General features: G+C 54.7%; 17 protein-coding genes. 9 read left to right on the top strand and 8 right to left on the bottom strand.

Annotated elements, in window-relative coordinates; all coding sequences use genetic code 11:
* Positions 1 to 33: 33 nt before the first annotated feature.
* Positions 34 to 3,450 carry a flippase activity-associated protein Agl23 gene (locus tag AC16KF_RS18430; RefSeq protein ID WP_484038828.1) on the top strand — a complete coding sequence of 1,139 codons (3,417 nt, stop codon included), beginning with the start codon at positions 34 to 36 and terminating at the stop codon, positions 3,448 to 3,450.
* Between the two features lie 202 nt (positions 3,451 to 3,652).
* Here the strand turns inward: AC16KF_RS18430 and AC16KF_RS18435 are convergent, their stop codons facing one another.
* The gene (locus tag AC16KF_RS18435; protein ID WP_484038829.1) at positions 3,653 to 4,372 is read right to left on the bottom strand and encodes an alanyl-tRNA editing protein; all 720 of its coding nucleotides are present in this window, start codon (positions 4,370 to 4,372) and stop codon (positions 3,653 to 3,655) included.
* 64 nt (positions 4,373 to 4,436) lie between these two features.
* Between AC16KF_RS18435 and AC16KF_RS18440 the strand changes: the two genes are divergently transcribed.
* The 8 genes from AC16KF_RS18440 (at position 4,437) to AC16KF_RS18475 (ending at position 14,101) form a co-directional block, all read left to right on the top strand.
* Positions 4,437 to 4,994, top strand: a complete 558-nt coding sequence (locus AC16KF_RS18440) for a hypothetical protein (RefSeq protein WP_484038830.1) — start codon at positions 4,437 to 4,439, stop codon at positions 4,992 to 4,994.
* A 150-nt stretch (positions 4,995 to 5,144) separates the two neighbouring features.
* Complete coding sequence (locus tag AC16KF_RS18445; protein WP_484038831.1) at positions 5,145 to 6,080, top strand: ABC transporter ATP-binding protein; 936 nt, start codon at positions 5,145 to 5,147, stop codon at positions 6,078 to 6,080.
* Between the two features lie 9 nt (positions 6,081 to 6,089).
* Positions 6,090 to 6,824: an ABC transporter permease subunit gene (locus tag AC16KF_RS18450; RefSeq protein WP_484038832.1), complete on the top strand. Its 735-nt coding sequence runs from the start codon at positions 6,090 to 6,092 to the stop codon at positions 6,822 to 6,824.
* Positions 6,824 to 8,422, top strand: coding sequence for a GldG family protein (locus AC16KF_RS18455; protein WP_484038833.1), 1,599 nt, complete (start codon positions 6,824 to 6,826; stop codon positions 8,420 to 8,422). The genes AC16KF_RS18450 and AC16KF_RS18455 overlap by 1 nt, the downstream gene beginning before the upstream one ends.
* Position 8,423: 1 nt before the next feature.
* Positions 8,424 to 9,062, top strand: coding sequence for a hypothetical protein (locus AC16KF_RS18460; protein ID WP_484038834.1), 639 nt, complete (start codon positions 8,424 to 8,426; stop codon positions 9,060 to 9,062).
* A gap of 134 nt (positions 9,063 to 9,196) precedes the next feature.
* Entirely contained in the window at positions 9,197 to 10,408 is a 1,212-nt protein-coding gene (locus AC16KF_RS18465) for a sigma-70 family RNA polymerase sigma factor (protein ID WP_484038835.1), read from the top strand.
* A 60-nt stretch (positions 10,409 to 10,468) separates the two neighbouring features.
* Positions 10,469 to 12,475: a glycosyltransferase family 39 protein gene (locus tag AC16KF_RS18470; protein ID WP_484038836.1), complete on the top strand. Its 2,007-nt coding sequence runs from the start codon at positions 10,469 to 10,471 to the stop codon at positions 12,473 to 12,475.
* Positions 12,476 to 12,694: 219 nt separating this feature from the next.
* On the top strand, positions 12,695 to 14,101 hold the full coding sequence (locus tag AC16KF_RS18475; protein WP_484038837.1) for a hypothetical protein: 1,407 nt from the start codon (positions 12,695 to 12,697) through the stop codon (positions 14,099 to 14,101).
* Here AC16KF_RS18475 and AC16KF_RS18480 read toward each other — a convergent pair whose 3' ends face one another.
* From AC16KF_RS18480 to AC16KF_RS18510, 7 genes are all read right to left on the bottom strand, one after another.
* Positions 14,102 to 15,661, bottom strand: a complete 1,560-nt coding sequence (locus AC16KF_RS18480; RefSeq protein WP_484038838.1) for an ArnT family glycosyltransferase — start codon at positions 15,659 to 15,661, stop codon at positions 14,102 to 14,104.
* Positions 15,658 to 16,974, bottom strand: a complete 1,317-nt coding sequence (locus AC16KF_RS18485) for a heme o synthase (protein WP_484038839.1) — start codon at positions 16,972 to 16,974, stop codon at positions 15,658 to 15,660. The genes AC16KF_RS18480 and AC16KF_RS18485 overlap by 4 nt, the downstream gene beginning before the upstream one ends.
* Complete coding sequence (locus AC16KF_RS18490; RefSeq protein WP_484038840.1) at positions 16,971 to 17,717, bottom strand: SURF1 family protein; 747 nt, start codon at positions 17,715 to 17,717, stop codon at positions 16,971 to 16,973. Before AC16KF_RS18490 ends, AC16KF_RS18485 begins: the two co-directional genes overlap by 4 nt.
* Positions 17,704 to 18,201, bottom strand: coding sequence for a hypothetical protein (locus AC16KF_RS18495; RefSeq protein WP_484038841.1), 498 nt, complete (start codon positions 18,199 to 18,201; stop codon positions 17,704 to 17,706). Before AC16KF_RS18495 ends, AC16KF_RS18490 begins: the two co-directional genes overlap by 14 nt.
* A gap of 1 nt (position 18,202) precedes the next feature.
* Positions 18,203 to 18,811 (bottom strand): SCO family protein, encoded by a 609-nt coding sequence (locus AC16KF_RS18500; RefSeq protein WP_484038842.1) that lies wholly within the window; start codon positions 18,809 to 18,811, stop codon positions 18,203 to 18,205.
* Between the two features lie 90 nt (positions 18,812 to 18,901).
* Entirely contained in the window at positions 18,902 to 19,711 is an 810-nt protein-coding gene (locus AC16KF_RS18505) for a cytochrome c oxidase subunit 3 (RefSeq protein WP_484038843.1), read from the bottom strand.
* 22 nt (positions 19,712 to 19,733) lie between these two features.
* Positions 19,734 to 21,785, bottom strand: a complete 2,052-nt coding sequence (locus tag AC16KF_RS18510; RefSeq protein ID WP_484038844.1) for a cytochrome c oxidase subunit I — start codon at positions 21,783 to 21,785, stop codon at positions 19,734 to 19,736.
* Between the last annotated feature and the right edge of the window lie 10 nt (positions 21,786 to 21,795).

The raw sequence follows: 21,795 nt of genomic DNA on the forward strand, positions 1-21,795 counted from the left end.
AGTCACCCCATCTTACACAGGTCTACTCCCCCAATGAATAACCAACAACCAAACTGGCTCCAGCGCCCCATACATTCCTCCCTACCGGCTCTAACGAATGAAATCGCCTTGTTCGCAGGGATCATGATCCTCGCCATCTTTACCCGTTTTTACGACCTTGAAGCGCGCGTAATGAGCCACGATGAGAGTTTGCACACCTACTTTTCATGGTTGCTATATCGCGGACAAGGCTATCAGCACGCGCCCATGATGCACGGACCGTACCAGTTTCACATTATCGCCTTATCGTATTTTCTGTTTGGCGTGTCAGATTTCACAGCGCGCATTCCCACGGTGCTATTCAGCATTGCCACAGTCTGGATGGTCTGGTATTGGCGCAGGTATCTCGGCAACTGGGGCATGATCGTCGCCGCCCTGCTCATGGTCATCTCTCCTTATATGCTTTACTACGGGCGCTACGTTCGCAACGAGTCGTTCGTCGGATTTTCGGGGATCTTATTGCTGTATTCCATTCTGCGATACCTGGAAGTCGGCGAGAAGAAATATCTTTATCTCGTAACGGCGGCAACCCTACTACACTTCACCTCGAAAGAAACCGCGTTCATTTATACAGCGCAGGCTTGGCTCTTTCTAGGGTTTTATTTTCTGGCTCGCGTTTTTCATTCGGGAAAACTGCCAAACCTGCGCGAGGATCGCCCTCTAGACTTGATGATCCTGCTAGGCACCTTCGTTCTTCCGATGGCAACACCCTTCCCGATCAAATGGCTGGAACCCTGGTTACACGTAACCATTCCAACAGAGGTGTCTCAAGTGCAATCGCTCGACGCGAGAGCGCTATGGATCATCGGAATTTTCGTGGCGCTCTTCTTTCTCGTTTCCATCCTCATCGGCATGCTGTGGAATCGGGAATGGTGGAAATACGGCGCAATGTACTGGGGCGTCTTCACCATTCTGTACACGACCGTATTCACCAACCCCGCCGGCTTTTTCACCGGGGTACTCGGCTCGCTTGGCTACTGGCTGGTTCAACAAGGCGTCGAACGCGGCGGTCAGCCGGATTATTTCTATTGGCTGGTGCAAATCCCCATGTACGAATTCCTGCCCGCGCTTGGAACAATCTTCGCCGCATGGCTGGGTTTCAAGAAGATTCTGAGTTTCAAGCCCCGGCAATCAGCGCCTGAGGTGGAAACTGCGCTTCCACAAGAGATTTCCGAACCCGCCCCCGAACTCGTCGAAGAGCAAGCGCGTAATTTCAACTTCGTCAACATGTTCAGCCTGCTCTTATTTTGGTCGATCATCAGCATTATCGCTTTCACGGTTGCCGGCGAGAAAATGCCCTGGCTGACGTATCACATGGCATGGCCCATGATATTACTGACCGGCTGGGGAATCGGGCAAGTCATCGAATCGATCACACAAAAACTCGATGAAGCCTCGCCCTGGCGCTCAGCCCTTATCGTTTTTGTTTTGGCGGTATTTTGTGTCGCAGCTTTCAGCATTCTGCGATCCCTCTTCGGGCCCACCCCTCCATTCCAGGGCGCCAATCTCGACCAACTTCAAGCCACGTCGGCATTTATCTTTCCGCTGATCATGACGCTTGGCGCGGCCGGCTTACTGTTCATTCTGACGCGAAAAGACGCCGCGAGTCTCGCGCATGTGGGCTTGATTCTCACCCTCATCGTTGCCGCCGTCTCAAGCGTGCTCAATGGCGCGCAACTGTTACAGGCGCAAACCACCAGCGCAACAGATCCCGGCATGGTCGCCTTGTATGGATGGAGATTCGGCGGGGTCTTCATTGGCATGCTGGCTGGCATCGCCGGCTTGGTGTGGGTATCGCGCCTGCCGAAAAAAACCCCCCTGGTAGAGTTCGTTGTGCTGGCGCTCTTCGGCTTGCTCGCCGCGCAAACTGCCCGAACCTCGTTCCGCGCGAACTACATCAACTACAACGACGCAACTGAATATCTCGTCTATGCCCATGGCGCGGGCGGAGTGAAAGAAGTCCTTCACCAGATATCCGAAATTTCAGAGCGCACGACCGGAGGCTTGAACGCGATCATTGCCTATGACGCCAGCGCGCCGGACACCGGGGTTTCCTGGCCCGTCGTTTGGTATCTGCGCGATTTCACACAACAACGGTCGTTTGACCAGCCCACCCGCTCGCTCCGCGAAGCGGTTGCGGTGATCGTGGACCAAAAGAACTTCGATAAGATCGACGCCGCCCTAGGCGACGGGTTCTATCGTTTCGACTACATCCGCATGTGGTGGCCCAACCAGGATTACTTCGGGCTGGACAAAACCCGCGTACTCAACGCCATCACCAACCCGGAGATCCGCGCCGGCATCTTCGACATTTGGTTCGACCGAGATTACACACGCTACGCCCAAGCCACCGGCAACAGCAGAATGACCCTCACCACATGGGATCCGTCCGATCAAATGCGACTCTACATCCGCAAAGATGTGGCGGCTCAAATTTGGAATTACGGCGTCGGACCCTCCGACGCGCCGCAGGTAGTCGATCCCTACGAAGCGGGCAAGCAAACCATAAGCGCGAACCAGACCTTCACCTCAAACATGTATGCGCCGCTCGGTTTGAACGCGCCTCGCGGCATTGCCATAGGCAAAGACAGCGACATCTATGTCGCCGATTCGCGCAACCACCGCATCCTGCGCATCGCCGCAGACGGAAGCGTGCTGAATGAATGGGGCAGTTTCGCCGATCTCGCGCAGGGCGACGCGCCGATCGGCACCTTCAACGAACCCTGGGGTGTTGCAGTGGGACCGGATGGCTCCGTCTATGTGACAGATACGTGGAATCACCGCGTGCAGAAGTTCACCAAAGATGGAACTCCGATCAAAACCTGGGGGCAATTTGGTCAACCGTCGCCGGAGTTTCCCGATTCGAACTATTTCTTATGGGGTCCGCGCGGCATTGCCGTGGATTCACAAGGGCGCGTACTTGTGGCAGACACTGGCAACAAAAGAATCGTGGTGTACGATCAGGAGGGGAACTATCTCACAGAATTTGGCTCCGGCGGATTCGATCCCGGTCAGTTCGACGAGCCGGTTGATGTTGCCGTAGGAAGCGACGGGGTCGCGTACGTCACCGACACGTGGAATCAACGCATCCAATCCTTCATCCCCACCGAAGGAACAGAACTCCTCTACCTGCCGCTCGCTCAATGGGACGTCAACGGTTGGTTCGGTCAATCGCTGGAGAACAAACCGTACATAGCCGTGGGAGGCGACAACCACGTGTTCATCACCGACCCGGAGGGCTACCGTGTGATCGAATTTACTTCCAACGGTGAATTCGTCCGCACCTGGGGCGATTTTGGAACCAGCCTCGAGGAATTCGGTCTCACATCCGGCATTGCGGTGGACCCACTCGGATTCGTCTGGGTTGCAGACACAGGCAACAACCGAATCCTTCGGTTCGCTTTGCCATAACCTCGCGCGCGACTCGTCCACGTCAAAGAAGCGCGTCTGGTAACGAGCGAACAACAGAGTCCAGTCACAGACTATGCAACTCAATGGCTCTGCGGAAAAACCCGTAAGGTTAGCAAAGAAGAGAGACACCCGCTATCACAAGGTGTCTCTCTTGGTTTCGACGAAGCTCCAATCGCGCGGGAAAGCCGGCAACAAATACCCGCTATTCAACTTCAATGTAGATCCTTTTGTTGATCGCGCCTTTGCTTTTGTAATCACTCACGCGGATCGTTCCCACTTCGCTGGTGTTGCGCACATGAGTTCCGCCATCGGCTTGCAGGTCAAGCCCCACAATTTCGACCGTCCGCACCTCTTTAATTCCCTCGGGTAAGAGATTGATCTTCGTCCGAATCAAATCGGGGATTTGGAACGCCTCTTCACGCGGAAGAATATTAACCCGAATCTCTCGCGCCTGTCGCACTTCGTTATTGATCGCTATTTCGATCTCGCGCGCCAGCTCGCCGCGCATGGTCGCAAACTCGAAATCCAAATGCCCTTTCAACGGTTCCATATTCCCGCCTGTCACCTGGGCGCCATAATCGCGGAAGATCGTGCCGCACAGCACGTGCAACGCGGTGTGAGTGCGCATCAGCTTGTGTCGGCGGACCCAGTCCAGGGTCCCGCGCGAAGCGACGCCGACAGAAGGCAAAGGCGCGGCGCCGCCGAGAAAATGCAAAATGTCGTCATCTCGCTTTTTCACTTTCTCCACCGGGTAGATCACGCCCGCCATCGTCAGGGAGCCGAAGTCGCACGGTTGGCCTCCGCCGCCGGGATAGAACGCCGTGCGGTCTATAATCACCGCGCGTTCCTCGGCGAACACAGCAACAACCCCGGCTTCGAATTCCTGAAGATAACTATCGGTTTGATACAGCAGTTCGGTCATAGCGACTCCGTTCTCGTGAAGTGTACAGCAAATGATAAAATCAGCCAATGGAATTGGAGGCAGAATGAACCCGAAAAGAATTGTAATCGACGGCAAGGTTTACAACAGCGTGGACGAAATGCCCGAGGACGCGCGCCGAAATTACGAGCAGGCGATGAGGAACTTTGGCTCGGCAGACTCGATCATCGCCTTGAACAATGTCTTTGCCGACGCGAACAACAACGGAATGCCCGATATGGTTGAGAATCAAGCCATGAACATCATGGGCGGGATGACCTTCGTTGTGAATGGGCAAACCTATAACAGCCTCGACGATCTTCCACCCGAAGCCCGCGCGAAATACGAACAAGCCATGGGCATGTTCGATAATAATCGAGACAACATGCCGGATTGGATGGAAGCCATGACGAATGCTTCACCACACCTCCCTCAGCCCGCGAAGGCTTCAACCGGCTACCCCACCGCCGACACAACGCGCCACGCATCGCGCGCGCCTCTGCCTGTCTCGCCAACCTTCGCGCCAGACACCTCAAACGGCTGGATGCTGGCGTTAGCCGGGCTGTTTATCTTGATGGTCTGCGCTCTCGGCTCCATCGGCGTATGGTATTTCTTTTTTCGTTGAAAATGAGCGTTTGGTTAGAACTTCACAACCCGCTTGACACTGTTTAAGGATTTTTGTATAGTATTTTACGTTGCAAATATTGGCACGGCTGCCCACCCGGCTAGGCGTGCCTTTTGTTTGCGCGCACATCACACACTGCGAGGAGAGTCGATGATACAAGTCAACGGACTCATCAAGGATTATGGAGCGCGGCGGGCGCTGAACGCCATCAGCTTCAACGCCAATCAAGGAGAGATCGTCGGATTCCTGGGACCGAACGGCGCCGGCAAGACCACCACCATGCGAATCTTAACCGGGTACATGCCCCCCACCGAGGGCGAGGTGACTGTCGCCGGTTACGATGTCGTGGAAGAGTCGCTCGAAGTGCGGAAGCGCGTGGGATACCTCCCAGAGACGGTTCCGCTCTACAATGATATGTCCGCGTTGGATTATCTGAAATTTATGGCGGATCTCCGCCATGTGCCAGACGCGGAAGACCGAGCGGCTGAAGCGCTGGAAAGCGTCAACCTGGGCGAGCGCGCAAACTCCTTTATTGGCAGTTTCTCCAAAGGTATGCGACAACGCGTGGGGCTGGCGCAGGCTTTGCTCCACCGCCCGGAAGTCATCATTCTGGATGAACCCACCATTGGTCTTGACCCAAGCCAGGTCGTTGAAATCCGTGAATTGATCCGCGCCATTGGCAAAGACCGCACCGTGCTTTTCTCAACGCACATCCTTTCAGAAGCACAGCAGATCTGCGATCGCGTGCTCATCATCAACAAAGGGAGGATCGTCGCCGAGGATACGCCCGAAAATCTACAATCGCGCCTGACTGGCGCGCAACGCGTCATCCTGCGCGTGCGCGGCGAGTCGGATGACCTGCCGGCGAAGATCCAAAAGATCAAAGGCGTGCAGGAGGTGGAAACCAAGCCGGACGGGTCGATCGAATTCGAATTCGCTTCCGGTCAAGATTCCCGCCCGCAGGTGGCGAAGGCAGTTATTCAGGGCGGGTACGATCTCCTGGAATTCCGCCCGGTGGGAATGAGTCTTGAGGAAATCTTCCTTGAATTAACCCGCGACGCATCGTCCGGTAAAAAATCATCGTGAGGCAACAATATGCGTAACATCTGGACCATTGCACGGCGCGAATACGACCAGTATTTCATCAGCCCCATCGCCTATGTTGTGGCGGTGGCTTTGCTGTTCATTCTTGGCGGGTATTTTGCTTTCCTGCTCGTGTACGCCAACCAGAATTTTGGTTTCGTGCCCGACGTGAATGTTATCAACGACCTCTTTGCCTTTCTACTCCTTCTGTCGATCCCCGCGCTGACCATGCGCGTGCTGGCAGACGAAACCCGCACCGGCACGATCGAACTGTTATTAACCGCCCCCGTCCGCGATTTTGAACTTGTGGCTGGGAAATGGCTGGGTAGTTTTCTGTTCGTGTTCACACTCATCCTCATCACGGCGATTTATCCGCTCATCTTGCGTTCCCAGGTGACTCCGGGCTTGGATTGGAAGTTGATGTTGTCTTCCTACCTGGGCTTGATCCTGCTCTCTGCCGCGTTCGTCGCCATCGGGGTGGGGTTATCGGCCGTCTTCAGCAACCAAGTGACCGCATTCATCACCACCATTGCGGTACTGATCACGCTGTGGTGGCTGATCGGCATCCCCGCCAACGTGCTTCCCACCGGCGGCGAATTCTTCCGCTATCTGCAACTTAATACTCACTTTGCCAATGCGCTCAACGCCGGCAGTCTTGAACTTTCAAACCTGGTGTATTTCTTCAGCCTGATCGCCATCGGTCTGTTTACCGGCACAGTCGCAATCGAAGTTCGGAGATGGAAATAATGAATAACAAGTCGAACAAATCGGCATCCAGCCGCTACACGATCGTTGCGCTCATCGTCGCCCTTTTGGCTTGTATTGCCACCGGCTTGCTTGCCGCCGCAAAAGGCGTGATTGCGCTCGGGCTGTATACAGTCCAATTCCCGGAACGCTTGAACAATGGTTTATGGATCAGCGGCGGGTTGGTGATACTGGGCATTGCCGCGTACGCCATCTTTGAACCCGGAAAATTCCAGCGGTTTATCACCGGGCGGCAAGCGCGCTACGGCGGAAACACACTGATCGCCTCCCTCGCCTTCATCGCCATCCTTGTTGTGGCAAACACGCTCGCGTATAAAAATCCAACTCCACTCGCCGACCTGACGGAGGATCAGTCCAACACGCTGGCGCCGGAACTCGAAGCGGCGCTCGAAACCTTGCCGGATAAAGTTCACGCCACAGGCTTTTTCAGCCAACTCCCATCCGATTCAGCGCAGGAACTTCTGGACCGCATCAAATCGAAAAGCGGCGGTAAATTCGATTATGAATTCGTCGACCCCAATCGCGACCCGCAACTCGCTCGTGAAAACAACATCACCGGCGACGGAAAGATCCTGCTTGAGATGAGCGGACGCAAAGAGATCGCCGCCTCCGCATCGGAGACAGAAATCTTCGAAGCCTTATTGCGGTTGATCAACCCGGAAGACCGGGCGATCTACTTCTTGATCGGTCATGGCGAGCGCGACACGCAGGAATACAATCAAGAAACCGGCTCGATGACCCGCGCTAAAGAAATTCTGGAAAGCAAGAATTACACCGTTAAAACGCTCAACCTGCCAGCCGAAAACAAGATACCCGACGACGCCGACCTTATCATTATCGCGGGACCCGTCCAGCCAATCACAGAAAACGAACAAAAATTGTTGCGCGAGTATCTAGCGGGAGGCGGTTCTCTGATCGTCATGGAAGACCCGCTCATTGTGACCGACTTCGGCGACCAGGCAGACCCGCTTGCCAAACTACTGCTCGACGACTGGGGCATTTCCATCAACAATGATGTGGTGATCGATCTCGACAGCTCGGACCCCATGATTGGCACGGCGGCCTCTTACCCTGGGCCGCACGCCATCACCCGCAAGATGAACAACATCATCACCTACTTCCCGCTCACGCGCAGTCTCACCATTGCGTCCGCGCCGGAAAACGTTCAAGCCAGCCTGCTGATCCAAACCACTCCAAAATCGTGGGGCGAAACAAATACGGCAGAGTCGAACGTCGCATTTGATGAAGCCGCAGATATTCCGGGACCCATGACGCTCGCCGTCGCGGCAGACAATACCGCCAACAACAGCCGCGTGGTTGTATTCGGCACATCACAATTTGCCACCGACCAGAACTTCGACCAATACGGCAACGGCGATCTGTTCGCCAACTCGGTGGATTGGGCCGCCCAACAAGAAAACCTGATCGAACTAACGCCCAAACAACCGGTCACCCGCAGTTTCAACCCCGCCTCGCAGGGACGAATCCTGTTCTTAATGTTCATCGTCGCAATTCTCATGCCCGGTATCTTCGTGGTACTCGGCGTGATGACCTGGCTTCAGCGCCGGAAACAGGGATAACATGCGACGAAACACAACGCTGGTATACCTGCTCATCCTCGCCGTGGCGCTGGGAGCGTACTACCTGATCAACAACCGCGAGAAACCGACCGAGATTGCCATCACGCTCGAACCAGATGAAATTGCATCGTATCTATTTAACGCGGCGGACGGCGTTCCCAGCAACATTCGCATTGAATCAAAAACGGGCGAAACGGTCGAGGTGGCGCGAGGCGAGGATGGCGCGTGGGAGTTGATCCTGCCGATCGAAGCCTCCGCAGATCAAGCGGCGGCAGAAGCGGCAGCCAGTCAAGTCACCACGTTGCGCATCGAAGATACCATCACCGATATCCCTCTGGATGTGATCGGCTTGGACGCGCCTGAATATACTTTAATTGTCCAATTCAAAAGCGGCGTGGAACGAAAAGCAAGCGTCGGTGTTATCACCCCAACAGAAAATGAATATTACGCGCTCAGCCCGGATGGCGATGTGGTGATCATCAACAAATTTAGCCTCGATCCGCTTCTTGGACTCCTTGCCGCCCCGCCATATTTGGAGACGCCCACGCCCAGCCCGGTGCCAACAGAAACTTTCACTCCGCTTCCACCCACGAGTGAGGTTGGCTCCCCAACCCCAGCCACCGGCACTCCTCAGCCGTAACATTTCCAACCTTGAAGCGTCTATGAAAGAGCAACGAAAAGGGCTTGAATTTCGTTTGGAAAATGTGTATTCTGATAAGAACCCTCTTGATTTTGCGCCCTAAAGTCATAACAAAGAAAGCGGACATAACCTGAATGGATGTAGAAAAAATATTGATGGTTGACGAAGAGGAAGAATTTCCCGCGATCGCGCGTTTGATCGAACTGGGACGACAAAAATCCTACGTCACGCTCGATGATATCCTGCACTTCTTCCCCGAAGCCGAGCAGGATGTGGAGCAACTCGAAGAAGCTTTTTCGGCTCTTTTGAGCGCCGGGATTCCCTTCGTGGAGGATACCAACACCTCTGAACCCACCGAGGACGAACTCGTGGCAGTGGAAGCCACAGAGGCTGAGCCGGAAGTCGATCTCGCGCTCGACGATTATCTTGCCAACATCGACACGGACGACACAATCGGCTTGTACCTCAAAGAGGTCAGCCGCGTTCCGCTGTTGACCGCGACGGAAGAAGTTGCCCTCGCCCAACGCATCGAGCGTGGACGCATGTCGCGCGAAGAACTCGCAAAAGGCAACGCGACGCCTCGCCGCCGCGCCGACTTGCGCAAACTCATCGAAGACGGCTGGGCGGCGCGCGAACATCTCATCACGGCAAACTCGCGCTTGGTGATCTCTGTCGCTAAAAAATATATGGGACGCGGCGTTCCCTTCCTCGATTTGATTCAAGAAGGCAACATCGGTCTCATCCGCGCAACCAAGAAATTCGACTACCGCCGCGGACATAAATTTTCCACGTATGCCACATGGTGGATTCGCCAGGCGGTCACGCGCGCCATCGCCGACCAGGGGCGCACAATCCGCGTCCCCGTCCACATGGGCGACCAGATCAATAAACTCCTGCGCGTGCAACACCAGTTGACTCAACGTCTCGGGCGCGAACCGAGCGTGGAAGAAATCGCAGAAGCCCTTGACGTGCCGCCGAAGAAAGTGGAAAACATGATCCAGGTGGCGCGGCGTCCGCTCTCGCTGGAAACCCCGACCGACGATGAAGAAGATTCGGTGTTGGGCGATTTCATCGAAGACGACGAGGCTCCCCCTCCCGACGACACCGCTACGTATAACCTGCTCAAAGAACATCTCGGCGAAGTGTTGAACGGATTGCCCCCGCGCGAAGTCCGTATTTTGCAACTGCGCTACGGCTTGCTCGACGGGCAGGCATACACCCTCGAAGAGGTCGGTCGCAAAATGGGCGTCACGCGCGAACGCGTCCGCCAGATCGAAGCGCAGGCATTGAGCCGGCTAAGACACCCGACCATCCGCCGTAAGTTGCGCGACTATTTAGGAGAATAATTCGAAAGCGATGACGCTGAAACGTCATCGCTTTTTTGATTCGTAACTTATAATCAAGGCATGGACAAGAAACTCGTTTCGCCACTCATCGGCATTCTCGTCATTGCCTGGGCGGGTTTTTCGATGGGGGCATATTTTGTTTCGCACAAACCTCTAATAATCCAAGTGGCGGGTCAAGTCGCCTATTCTGTCTGGACACTGATCATCACAATCCTATTAACAATCAATGCGTTCGCGCTTGGCAACCTCACCTTACGGCGCTTGCTTCCCAACAGCGCCTGCAACACGCCAGCCCTGCTCCTGGCAGGCGGCATGGGGCTGGGATGGCTCGGTATCCTTGGTTTTGGGATGGTCTTGGTTGGCGCAACGCACACAGGAATATTGCTGGGAGCGCAAGTTTTGATCCTGGTTTATTTCTATCGGCGCGGCGAGGTAACAGAAACTCTAAATCAAATTCGAACTCTCCGCCGGGAGATCAAAGAATCCGCGACACAAATCCCTGTTTGGATGGTATGGTTTGCCTCCATCGCCTTCGCCCTCACAGCGCTTCGCACCTACCTTCCACCTGTTGACGCCTTCGACGCGCTTCTCTACCATTTGAGAATCCCTCAACTATGGCTTGCGGATGGAGGCTTACAACCATACAACATTCCCCATTACTGGTTTCCAGGTATCGTCGAAGGCGTATATTTCTGGGGAGTAGGCATGGGATCCGAACTTGTCTCACAGCAAGCCCATTTCCTATGGGCGTTTCTCCTGACGTTGTTGATTTGGCATTGGACAAGGCAACTCTTCGGGGACATCGCCGCCGCATGGGCTGTATTATTGATCTTCTCCATGCCATCTATGTTGTTGCTTGCCACGTGGGCATACACCGACCTGGCGCTTTCATTCTACGGGGTTGCGATGCTTTATTGCCTATGGGCGGGAATAGAAACGGATGATAAAAGATGGTGGAAGATAAGCGCCATAGCGGCAGGTATGGCAATGGGCGTCAAATACACGAGCGTCGTCATGCCCATTAGCGCCGCGCTTATCATCACAGCGTGGACGTTTCAATCGCCGCGCGAATGGATTCGCGCAGTCGCGCAGTTCAGTCTATTCAGTCTTGTCACAGGGTCGGTCTGGTATCTCCGTAACTGGTATTGGATGGGCAATCCGTTTTACCCGTTTGTATTCGGCGGCAGGTATTGGGACTCGTTCAGGGCGCAGGCATTTTCAGGAGCGGGAACAGGCATCGGCTGGGATTGGGAAGCGATCTTGTTACTTCCGATCACCGTCACGCTTGGATATCAGGACGCCAACTCGATTGACGCGGATATCGGTCCGCTGTTGTTAACCGCGCTACCCCTGGCGTTACTGGCAATGCGCCGTATCAAAGCGTATGACGCAATAAAACGGAACGCGCTGACGGCTATCGGAATATTTATAGCCACAAGCGCCGCCTTTTGGATCTATGGATATATTTCATCGCGGGGGTTGTGGCAGGCTCGTTTACTGATGCCCGCCATGATCCCCTTCGCCATACCGGCGGCAATCGGAGTGACCGCGATAAGGGAATTCGACTCAAATAAATTTCAGGCTTCATTCATCATTTCCGGGCTTTTGATCGCAAGCATGGCGCTCAATCTCATCAACATGGGATTGAGCGTGATCGCCAGGAACCCATTCGCGCTCGCAACAGGGATCGTCACACGCGAGTCGTATCTCGAAAAATATCAACCGGGTTACGCCTCTGCGTTAGAAATGATCTCCCGCTTGCCGGAAGACGCCAGCGTTTATTTTCTCTTCGAACCCCGCAGTTACGGGATGACGCGCAAGGTTCAGCCCGACCCTATTCTGGATAATTTCAGCCATGATCTGTTTCTCCACAAGAATCCACAAGCCATACTTAAGGCATGGCAACGGGATGGATATACTCATGTTCTGTTGAACGCGCAAGGCGTGGAGTATGTCTTTCAAAATACGCCGGACCAAAAGGCGGAGTTCCAGGCAACCATGGCGCTGCTTTCAGATCCATTCGCATCAGAAGCAACAGGGTATATTTTATACAAAATACCCAGGTAAAGCATTCTGCAAGAAAACCAAATGATCGAAGTTGTTATACCTGTAACCCAATAGGATTTACGCAGTGGAACCTGTTGCTCCGTAGTTGCACTGCGGCGGCGGCAGTACAACTGCCCGGCAACTGCGTAAGTCCTGCCCAATGAATGCAATCGACAGCCACACGCCATGCGCCACCCCAGACTCATTCAGATACCCACCATATTCTTCGCGGCTATCTTAATGCTCTCTTTAATCTCCGGCGGGCAAATGCTCAGCATAGACAGCGACCTGGGGCGGCATTTGATACTTGGCAAGCACATCCTCGAACAGCGCGTCATCCCAACCCATGATCTTTTTTCGCACACCCTGACCGGCGAATCCCGTCCGCCGTACGAGTGGCTCTCGCAAGTTATCTTTGAGATCGCAAATCAATGGCTGGGACTAGACGGCGTGATCCTGCTCACGGCAATCCTCCTCAGCGCGGTCATCCTTCTTCTGTACCGACATTGCTTCAATCGAAGTCAATCGGTGTTGATCTCGTTTCTCGTTGTTTTGATTGCGACTGGCGCGACGAGTATTCATTGGCTTCCGCGTCCACACGTCATCACCTTTTTATTGCTTGCCATTTGGATTCACAACCTTGAAAAACTCCGAACTGGCAAGCAAATAAGAATTTACTTTTTCCCCCTCATCATGCTGTTTTGGGCAAACTTGCACGGCGGATTTATCTTCGGCTTTCTCGCGTTCGCCGCGTACTTCGCAGGCTGGCTATGGGACAAATGGCGGAATCGAGCAAGCATGGAATCAGGCAAAAAACTTTTCCTTGCGGGCATTTATTCCCTCCCCGCTTCGATCCTCACCCCCGATCTTTGGCATAACTGGGAGGCGGTTCTCAACAACCGCAGTTCGTTCATCCTCACCCGCACTGTCGAGACGATGCCGCCGAATTTATCGGACCCGTCCGTTGCGCCCTTCGTTATTCTGCTTTTGCTCACTGTGTTCTTTTCACTAGCCAATTGGCAGAGCATTTCAGCGGCGCATGTTTTCCTGCTCGGCGGGTTTGCCGTCTTGGCATTGATGATGACGAGAAATATCCCGTTGTTTGCAATTGTCTGCGCGCCGATTCTGGCGGAATGGATCGCTACGAAAGCGAATCAATTCCCCGCGTGGAAACGATTCGATGAACGCTTTGTAAACCTCGCCACGCCTAGCCGATCATTTCTGCTTCCAGCAATTTTGATCATTCTTTCTGTTGGATTTTTTGCCTACAGCCACGCAAAAGGCAGGCAAGTTTATCAGTTCAACCCGCAGGTATTTCCCGTCCAGGCAGTAGATTGGCTAAAGGAGAATCCAATCGAGGGCAACATGTTCAACGAGTTCAACTGGGGTGGCTACCTGCTTTATCGTTTGTGGCCCCGCAATCTTGTTTTTGTGGACAGTCAAAGCGACTTCTATGGCGAGCCGTTGATGCGCGATTATGAAACGATGATGTATGCGAAAAATAATTGGCGTGACCTGCTGAATCAGTATCAAATCACATGGGCGATCATTCCCTCAAACGCGCCATTGGCGAATCAATTGGAGCAAGAGATTGGCTGGACAGTTTTGTATGAAGACCCCGTAGCCGTCATCATTCAGCGGAAGTAGTTATTTCCGCCGCGAGATCAGAACGCCATCTGATTCGTACACCACATCAAACCCCGAATCCAATTTGAGACTCTCCACAAAATACGGAAACACTCTCTGCGGCGCAAGCGGACCGCAATTGTTCACGCGCAAAATTTTCGAAACATAGAGGTAATCATAGTCCGCGCGGTCAACAAGTTCGTCAAGGCAAGCCATGTCGCTGTTCGCCAAACACTCCTGCACCGCATACGTCGAACGCACGTAATCGTTGAATCCCGCGCCCTTCGTCCATTCGGTGCCTTGCACGGTGAACAAACTTTTCCTCCCGCTGATGGCGGGGAACCATTCCATCACCGAATCGCACGAGGCTGACGTTGTGCCGGTCAACACGAGGAAGCGCGAATCGTCGGGCGTGTTCTCTCGCGCCCAACGCATCGCCTCTTCGTCCGGTGGATACAGGGTTGCAGTGGATAACTGCAAGCCGAATTGCGCGGTGGAAAATATCAGATACAGGATGAGATAAATAAAAACATTCCGCTCTGTGGAGGAAACTTCCGTTTCTTTCGACGGGACAGGCTGGATCGCCGGTAGGATGACTTCCACAAGCCCCAGCGCGGCAAGCATCGCCAGCGGAATCGCCGCAGGACCCGCCGCGCTCCGCCCTTCGATGAAGAAGGGAATCGCCATCCACAACGGAAGCAGGTAGTCCCGTCGGATGAGGCGGTGGGCGATCCCGATCAAGCCGAGGACGGCGATCACCGTCGCATAGGGTTCCTCCGTAAAGACGAAGAAGAGCAAATTGAACACCGCCGCAAATTTCGAGCCAGTCGCCGCGCCGCTCAACAACGGAGCGACTCCATGATACGAAATGACCGACGCCCACCACGGCGCGGACACGACCGCCACAACCAACCCAACAAGTATCGACTGAATAAACGCTTTGCGCGTTCGTGAAAGCATGAGCCACAAAAAGACGGCAGAGACCAACGTATGCACCGCCGCTTCCGGGTGACTCATCACCGCCAGCCCGCCGAAGATGCCCGCGAGAAAAATATCGGAGCGGCGATTCTGTTCGTAAAGGCGAATCACCACCGCCAGTGTGAGCAGCATAAAAAATTGACCGGGACTGCGCGTCAGCCCGCCGCCCATCACGAACCACGACAGCGCTCGCGGCATCAAGGCGAAGAAGAAGGTCGAGACCGCCGCGTGGAATTTATTTTTGAGCAATTGCAAGGCAAGAAAATAAAATGCGGGGATCGAAAGAGTCGCAAAGAAAGCGGGAAGCCAGCGGACCACTTGCGTTGAATCCAGCCCAAAGACCAGCGAGGTAATTGCGCCGAAATAAAACCCCAACGGCGGATACGCATACGGGATATTCAGATGGTTATACGTTGTGAATGCGGCAAGAACGAAACGATTCGCTCGCAAGTCGTCTACCATCGCGGCGAACATGCCGCCGTCGTTGATGGCGAACCCTGCTAGCAGAGTCGGGTTGAAGCGCATGTAAGCGCCGATCGCGCACGCCAGAATCAGAATCAGCGTCCCCCATTCCTCGCGCGTGATCGGCTTCTTTTGCTTCATAACACCGAATCGATCATAATGGCGATAAAGATGAAAACAAGATAGCTACTCGACCACTTGTACATACGCCAGGCAACTTTATTGCCGCCTGTTCTCCAAACCTTCCATGCGGCATACAACAACGCACCGCCCAACACAAGCGACGAGACCAGATAGAAAGAGCCAGCCAGGTTGAGGATGGGTAACAACAACGTGACGATCACCAACTCGATGGTGTACACGAAGATCTGCCTGCGCGTCTCCATCTCGCCGCGCACAACTGGCATCATCGGAACGCCCGCATGTTCGTAATCCTTCATGCGGACGATGGCGAGCGCCCAAAAATGCGGAGGCGTCCACATGAAGATAATGGCGAAGAGGATCCACGCCGTCCAATCGAGGTGACCGGTGGCGGCGGCATAGCCCACCATCGGAGGGATCGCCCCCGCCCCTCCGCCGATGACGATATTTTGCACCGTCGCTTTTTTCAACCACATGCTATACAGGATCACGTAATACGCAATTCCCGCCAGCGAAAGCAACGCGGCAAGGTCGTTGACAAAACAGGCGAGAATGTAATAACTGATCAGCGACATGCCCAGCCCAAACGCGAGCCCCTCCGCGTCGGTTAACCGCCCGTCTGCCATCGGACGTTTTGCAGTGCGTTGCATACGCCTGTCCAACTCGCGGTCGATGTATTGATTCAGCGCGCCCGAACCGCCCGCCGCGAGCGCCCCGCCGAGCAACGTCCAGACGGTCAGCGAAAAGGACGGGATTGCCTTCATGCCGATCACCAATCCGCCGTACGTTGTGATCAAAAGCAAGCCCACGATCAACGGTTTCGTCAACGCGAACAGGTCCTTGGCGCGCTGAAGTTTACCGGTCCTCGGGGGAACCGATTCTGCTTCGTGGCTGACGCCGGACGCATACACCAGCAAGATCAACGAAATCCACAACGCGATCGTTGTCAACGTATGCAAGACGAACAAATGCCGCGCTTCCGATTGCGAGATCAAAGCCGCGCCAACCAGAGCCTGCCCAAAGAACATCACGCCTAAAATCGTTGTCAACGGAAGGATCAAGCGATGTGAGCGCTGTTCCCGCCACGCCTTGCGAAACACAAGCGCCATCAAGACCGACGCGATACCGACCAGCGAAAGATGAGCAAGTTTCAACCAACCCACCGGCGCGGAGGGAATGCACAGGGGCCAGCCCGCGCAAAACTGCGCGGCGTCTGAAAGGGTGACAATGCGCCCAGCCACCGTGAGGGCAATCACGGAAACGAAAAGCGTCACAACATAGCGTGCAAAAGAAGAGCGAAGTGTGAATTTCATGCGGAAAGTGAATCCTGTTTCTTTATAAAATAAGGGTAGCCAAAGAATAACAAGGCGGCGAAGGTGAACCACTGCATAGCATACCCAAAATGCGAACCTTCTGTCAAATCCTTTTCGGCTTGCGCAGGCGCGATCGGCGGCGTTGTATCATTCGCAACAGCCGCAAGTTGGAGGTAGACCGGCAGGATCGGGTACGGCAACTGACGGGCGATGTTCGCCACGTCGGGGTTGATCCAAAATTCGAGCGGGGAACCATCCTGAGGAAGCGCGTCGGGGATTCCACCGAAGGCTGGTTTGCCATGCCCCGGCTGAATCCACCCCTCTACAACAACCGGGCCGGTCTCGTCGTACTTGCGCCAGTCATCGGGCGTGTCGTTCCCGTCGGCGGGAATCCAGCCGCGGTCGACCAGAACAGCCATCCCGTCGAATCGAAGCGGGGTGAAGAGGTGATATCCGTATTGCCCAAGGCGTTCCTGATTCCGCATGGCGACCTGGTTTTCGAAATCATAATTTCCTGTCACGGTCGCGGCGCGGTCTTTCATCTCGCCCAGGGCTTCGGGGATTTCAACATTGAGATCGATGCGGTCGTTGGATCGCATTTCAAGGTAATGCGCATTGTCCGCGCGCCGCGTTTCCAGTCGATCCAGTTGCCAGATGCCGAGGCGAATCAAAACCAGCGTTCCGGCGAAGACAAGGAGGGTTGTCAGCCGCCACGCGCGGCTGAACATTCTACGCAGGAGCATGGTCTTTTTTCACCGGCATCACAAGGCTATACAACGCGATCAGCACGGCAAGCGGCAGACCCGTGCCGAGAATTCCAACGAGGTGCGTATACGGCGTCAGCGCGTCGCGCACTTCAAGCCCAAAGTAATTCCCCGATTGAAACGTGCATTCGTACGTGAGGCTTTCCTTTTGGTTGAAAGATAAACGGGCAGAAGCCTTTGCGGGAATCCACAGCGGACCCAATTTATGGTCGACCACATCTTCGTTGTTGACGATCAGCGTATCGCCCACAACAAACATCATGTTTGTCGGAATGGATGGAGGCTGTTCGCCGCGCGCCACTTGCTCCGACGTTCCGTTGGGTATGGTCAAAACGATCTCTTGCGGCGCGCGAGTTGCCTGACCGAGTAAAAAGATGGGCGTTTCGGTTAAGGCTACCCCGATCAGCAAGCCCAGGAACAAGGAGATGCCGATCCGTTTGATGTAAATTTTTTTGCTGGTCATGCTATTCTTTCAAGACCAGTTTCAAATCGTGGATGATATCCTCCACCGGCGCGTCGTACGGAAAAGAGAGGCGCAGGTTGCCGTTGCGGTCGATGAGCAAGATGCGCGCCGTATGGTTGACGAGATACCCGGTGGCCGATTCGCTGTCCATGACTTCGCGGAAAATACCATAATCGCTCCAAACGGTTGCCAGCTCAGACTCGTCGCCGCTCAAGCCAATGAACGACGCGCTGAAATGATCCACATATTCCTGCACGCGCTGGGGCGTGTCACGTTCCGGGTCGACGGTAACGAACACCACCTTGATCTGTTGCGCTTCTGTGGGTTTTAACGCCTCGATGGCGAGTTTCATATCCGCGAGCGTGGTTGGGCATACATCCGGGCAGGAGGTGTAGCCAAAGAAGAGCAATACAACACCGCCGCGCTGTTCGCTTAACTTGAACACAGAGCCATCGGCGCGCGCTAATTCGATCTCGCCAGCCAGCGGGTACGGTTCGACATAATACGCGCCGCGAAATTGATCTGGTTTGCCAAAGATCATCACGGCTGTGATGATCGTGATGAGCAGGACTAACGCGCCGATTCCCGCCAATAGAATTTTTCGATCCATGAATTGACCTTTCATCAAAAAACGGGGCGACCCTTGTGCTGGTCGCCCCGCGTTCATATTGTGTCGCGCCGAAAGCCGTCTTGGTTTGCGTTAGACCGCTGTCCCGATCAGATACAGCGCCGGGTAGAAGAAAATCCACACCACGTCGATGAAGTGCCAGTACACCGCGGCGGCTTCGACCGGGTACTGCTTCTCATCGTACAAGCCTCTTTTGCCGTTGATCCAAATGATCAAGAGGAGGATCAAGCCGGTCAACACGTGAAAGGCATGCATTCCCGTCATCATGAAGAACGCCGCTCCTGCGGGACCCGACGAGGCTTTCAATAACGTTTTCCCTTCCGGCTCGCCGAATAAGTGAAGGATTGGTTCGGCAATGGCAGGCACAGTGTGCCACTCCACCAGGATCACGCCCAGCAGGAAGAACAAGCCCAGCACAAAGGTGACCATGATGTTTCGTAAAAATCCCTGGCGGTTGCCGTTGTGCAGTTCAACTTCGCCGCGGTTCATAAAGAACGAGGAGATGAGAAGCACCGCAGTCACAAAGAACCCGAGGGTTTGGCTGAGGTCTGGGCGGGTCATGCCCAGCAGGCTGAGGCGCATCACCATCAACCCGCCGAACACGAACGAGTCGGAGACGAGAAAGAGCCACAAGCCCAGGCGGTTGGTCCCGCTCTTGTAGGCGTACGATTCGTGGTTGCTCTCGTCGCTTTCACTCAGCTTGTTTACGTGCATGTAATACCAGAGCACCAAGGCGGCTTTGACAATCGCCACCGCCACAAGAATAACGACCGAGTTGAAGGTGATCGCGACAAAGAATTCCAGCGCGGTCAACACCGCAAGGTACACGAAAATAAACACGCCCTGCGACAGTAAATTAGGATGTTGTTGTTTGTTCGACATGAACGGCTACCTGCCCTTTGAGTTAATGTTTCCCGGCTGACTTCGCCGCGAATTCAACAAATTTCGAACCGGGCAAGCCGTAATCATACGGTTCGCCAACCACTTCGAATGGAACTTCATAATTGTGAGCCGGCATCGGCGAGGGAACCTGCCATTCGGGCGAGCGAGAATTCCACGCATTTCCTGTGGCCGGCTCGCCATGCTTGATGCTTCGGAAGAAATTGATGAAGAAGATCAAGATCGAGATGGCGATGAGGAAGGCGCAAACGGTCAGGAACAATTGCGCGCCATCGAACCCGAGGGCCGGATCGTAATCCACGATACGGCGGCGCATGCCGCGCAGACCGATGAACATCATGCCGAGCGTCAGCGCAAAGAACGAGGGGGTCATCAACCAGAAGTGCACTTTGCCCCAGAACTCGTTCATTTTTCTGCCGGTCGCTTTGGGGAACCAATAATAAATGGCGGCAAAGAACGGGAAGACGAATCCGCCGAAGATCGTGTCGTGGAAGTGTCCAACGACCCAGTAGGTGTCATGCAAGTGGAGGTCGAGCGCGACCATCGCGTTTGGAGGACCCGTGACGCCGCCCAGCAAAAATACAACAATAGACCCGAGGACGAACAGCATCGGGGTTGGCGTCTCGATCTTTCCGCCCCACATGGTTGCCACCCACGAGAAGAACTTCACGCCCGTGGGAACAGCCACCAGCATGGTGCTGTACATGAACGGCACGCGCAGGTATTCGTTCATACCGGAGGTGAACATGTGATGCGCCCACACCACAAAACCGACCAGCGCAATGCCCAACGAGGACATCGCAACCCAGCGATACCCGAATAACGGCTTGCGGACGAAGACCGGCAGGAGTTCAGAGATCACGCCCAAGCCGGGGAGAACGAAAACGTACACCGCCGGGTGGGAGTAGAACCAGAATAAATGTTGGAAGAGAACCGGGTTGCCGCCTTTGCCGGGGTCGAAGAATCCCATCCCAAACAGGCGCTGGAACATCACCAATTGGAAGGAAAGACCGATTAACTGCGTGGCGGTCAGGGCGATGATGGAGGTGGCGACGGATGCCCAAACGAGGATCGGCATCCGCATGGCGGTCATGCCTTTCGCGCGCATACGGACGACCGTGGCGATCACGTTCAACGCGCCGAGGATGGACGACCAACCGGCTGTGAACACGCCCAGAAAGAACATTTGCACGCCAAGCGGGGCGCGCGAGGAAAGCGGAGGATAACCAGTCCAGCCGGTGTCAAAACCGCCGAGGATCAACGCAAGCAACAATAAAACAGAAGCCGGCACAGCCACCCAGTACGCGAAGGCGTTCATGCGCGGGAATGCCATATCGTGCGCGCCCACCAAAAGCGGAACGACATAATTCATAATGCCCGAGATACCGAGCAGGATCGAGACGATCATGATCATGCCGTGAAGCGACATGAGCGTGTTGTAGATCTGAGGACCGTTCTGATTGAAGACATCGAGTTCAAGGGTGAGGAAATCCAAGCCCGATGCGGCAAGTTCCGAGCGGAAGATTAGCGCAAAAGTACCGCCAACCGCGAGGAGGAACAACGCTGTGACGGTATATTGAATGCCAATGACTTTGTGATCCAGCGATACGCCAAAGTATTTTTGCCAGCCCGGCTCGTCTTCATGGTGGTCGGGCGTGTCGATCCCCCGCGCCCACTTCACCCAATCGGTCATCACGCCGACGCCGAAGAAGAAAGAGACCACGCCCACCAACGCTCCAAACACCCACGCCGGTTCGGTGAACAGAAATGCGCCAATGCTTTCCAGTCCCATCAACGCGCGGATACCGGTCACAAGCGCCGCGCCGATCACCGTGCCGACAACTTGAAAGACCAATCCGCGCGTGATGCCGCGATAACCGTACAAACCAAAGAAGAACGCCGTAAACCCAAACAACAACGCGAATGCGGAAGGAACAGAAGCCGAGAATTTCAGCTCGCCACGGATCGCAGCATCAATGCCAAGACCGATGCCGTATCCGATCGCGCCGGCAATGACAAGAAGAAGGAAAGCCCTTCCTAAAGTGTTATTTTTCATGAAACCTCCA

Source organism: Candidatus Defluviilinea gracilis (assembly GCF_057138825.1).

Bases quoted from the DNA above. Each gene is read 5' to 3' on its own strand.
- AC16KF_RS18430 (WP_484038828.1), top strand. From the start codon at position 34: ATGAATAACCAACAACCAAACTGGCTCCAGCGCCCCATACATTCCTCC.
- AC16KF_RS18435 (WP_484038829.1), bottom strand. From the start codon at position 4,372: ATGACCGAACTGCTGTATCAAACCGATAGTTATCTTCAGGAATTCGAA.
- AC16KF_RS18440 (WP_484038830.1), top strand. From the start codon at position 4,437: ATGAACCCGAAAAGAATTGTAATCGACGGCAAGGTTTACAACAGCGTG.
- AC16KF_RS18445 (WP_484038831.1), top strand. From the start codon at position 5,145: ATGATACAAGTCAACGGACTCATCAAGGATTATGGAGCGCGGCGGGCG.
- AC16KF_RS18450 (WP_484038832.1), top strand. From the start codon at position 6,090: ATGCGTAACATCTGGACCATTGCACGGCGCGAATACGACCAGTATTTC.
- AC16KF_RS18455 (WP_484038833.1), top strand. From the start codon at position 6,824: ATGAATAACAAGTCGAACAAATCGGCATCCAGCCGCTACACGATCGTT.
- AC16KF_RS18460 (WP_484038834.1), top strand. From the start codon at position 8,424: ATGCGACGAAACACAACGCTGGTATACCTGCTCATCCTCGCCGTGGCG.
- AC16KF_RS18465 (WP_484038835.1), top strand. From the start codon at position 9,197: ATGGATGTAGAAAAAATATTGATGGTTGACGAAGAGGAAGAATTTCCC.
- AC16KF_RS18470 (WP_484038836.1), top strand. From the start codon at position 10,469: ATGGACAAGAAACTCGTTTCGCCACTCATCGGCATTCTCGTCATTGCC.
- AC16KF_RS18475 (WP_484038837.1), top strand. From the start codon at position 12,695: ATGCTCTCTTTAATCTCCGGCGGGCAAATGCTCAGCATAGACAGCGAC.
- AC16KF_RS18480 (WP_484038838.1), bottom strand. From the start codon at position 15,661: ATGAAGCAAAAGAAGCCGATCACGCGCGAGGAATGGGGGACGCTGATT.
- AC16KF_RS18485 (WP_484038839.1), bottom strand. From the start codon at position 16,974: ATGAAATTCACACTTCGCTCTTCTTTTGCACGCTATGTTGTGACGCTT.
- AC16KF_RS18490 (WP_484038840.1), bottom strand. From the start codon at position 17,717: ATGCTCCTGCGTAGAATGTTCAGCCGCGCGTGGCGGCTGACAACCCTC.
- AC16KF_RS18495 (WP_484038841.1), bottom strand. From the start codon at position 18,201: ATGACCAGCAAAAAAATTTACATCAAACGGATCGGCATCTCCTTGTTC.
- AC16KF_RS18500 (WP_484038842.1), bottom strand. From the start codon at position 18,811: ATGGATCGAAAAATTCTATTGGCGGGAATCGGCGCGTTAGTCCTGCTC.
- AC16KF_RS18505 (WP_484038843.1), bottom strand. From the start codon at position 19,711: ATGTCGAACAAACAACAACATCCTAATTTACTGTCGCAGGGCGTGTTT.
- AC16KF_RS18510 (WP_484038844.1), bottom strand. From the start codon at position 21,785: ATGAAAAATAACACTTTAGGAAGGGCTTTCCTTCTTCTTGTCATTGCC.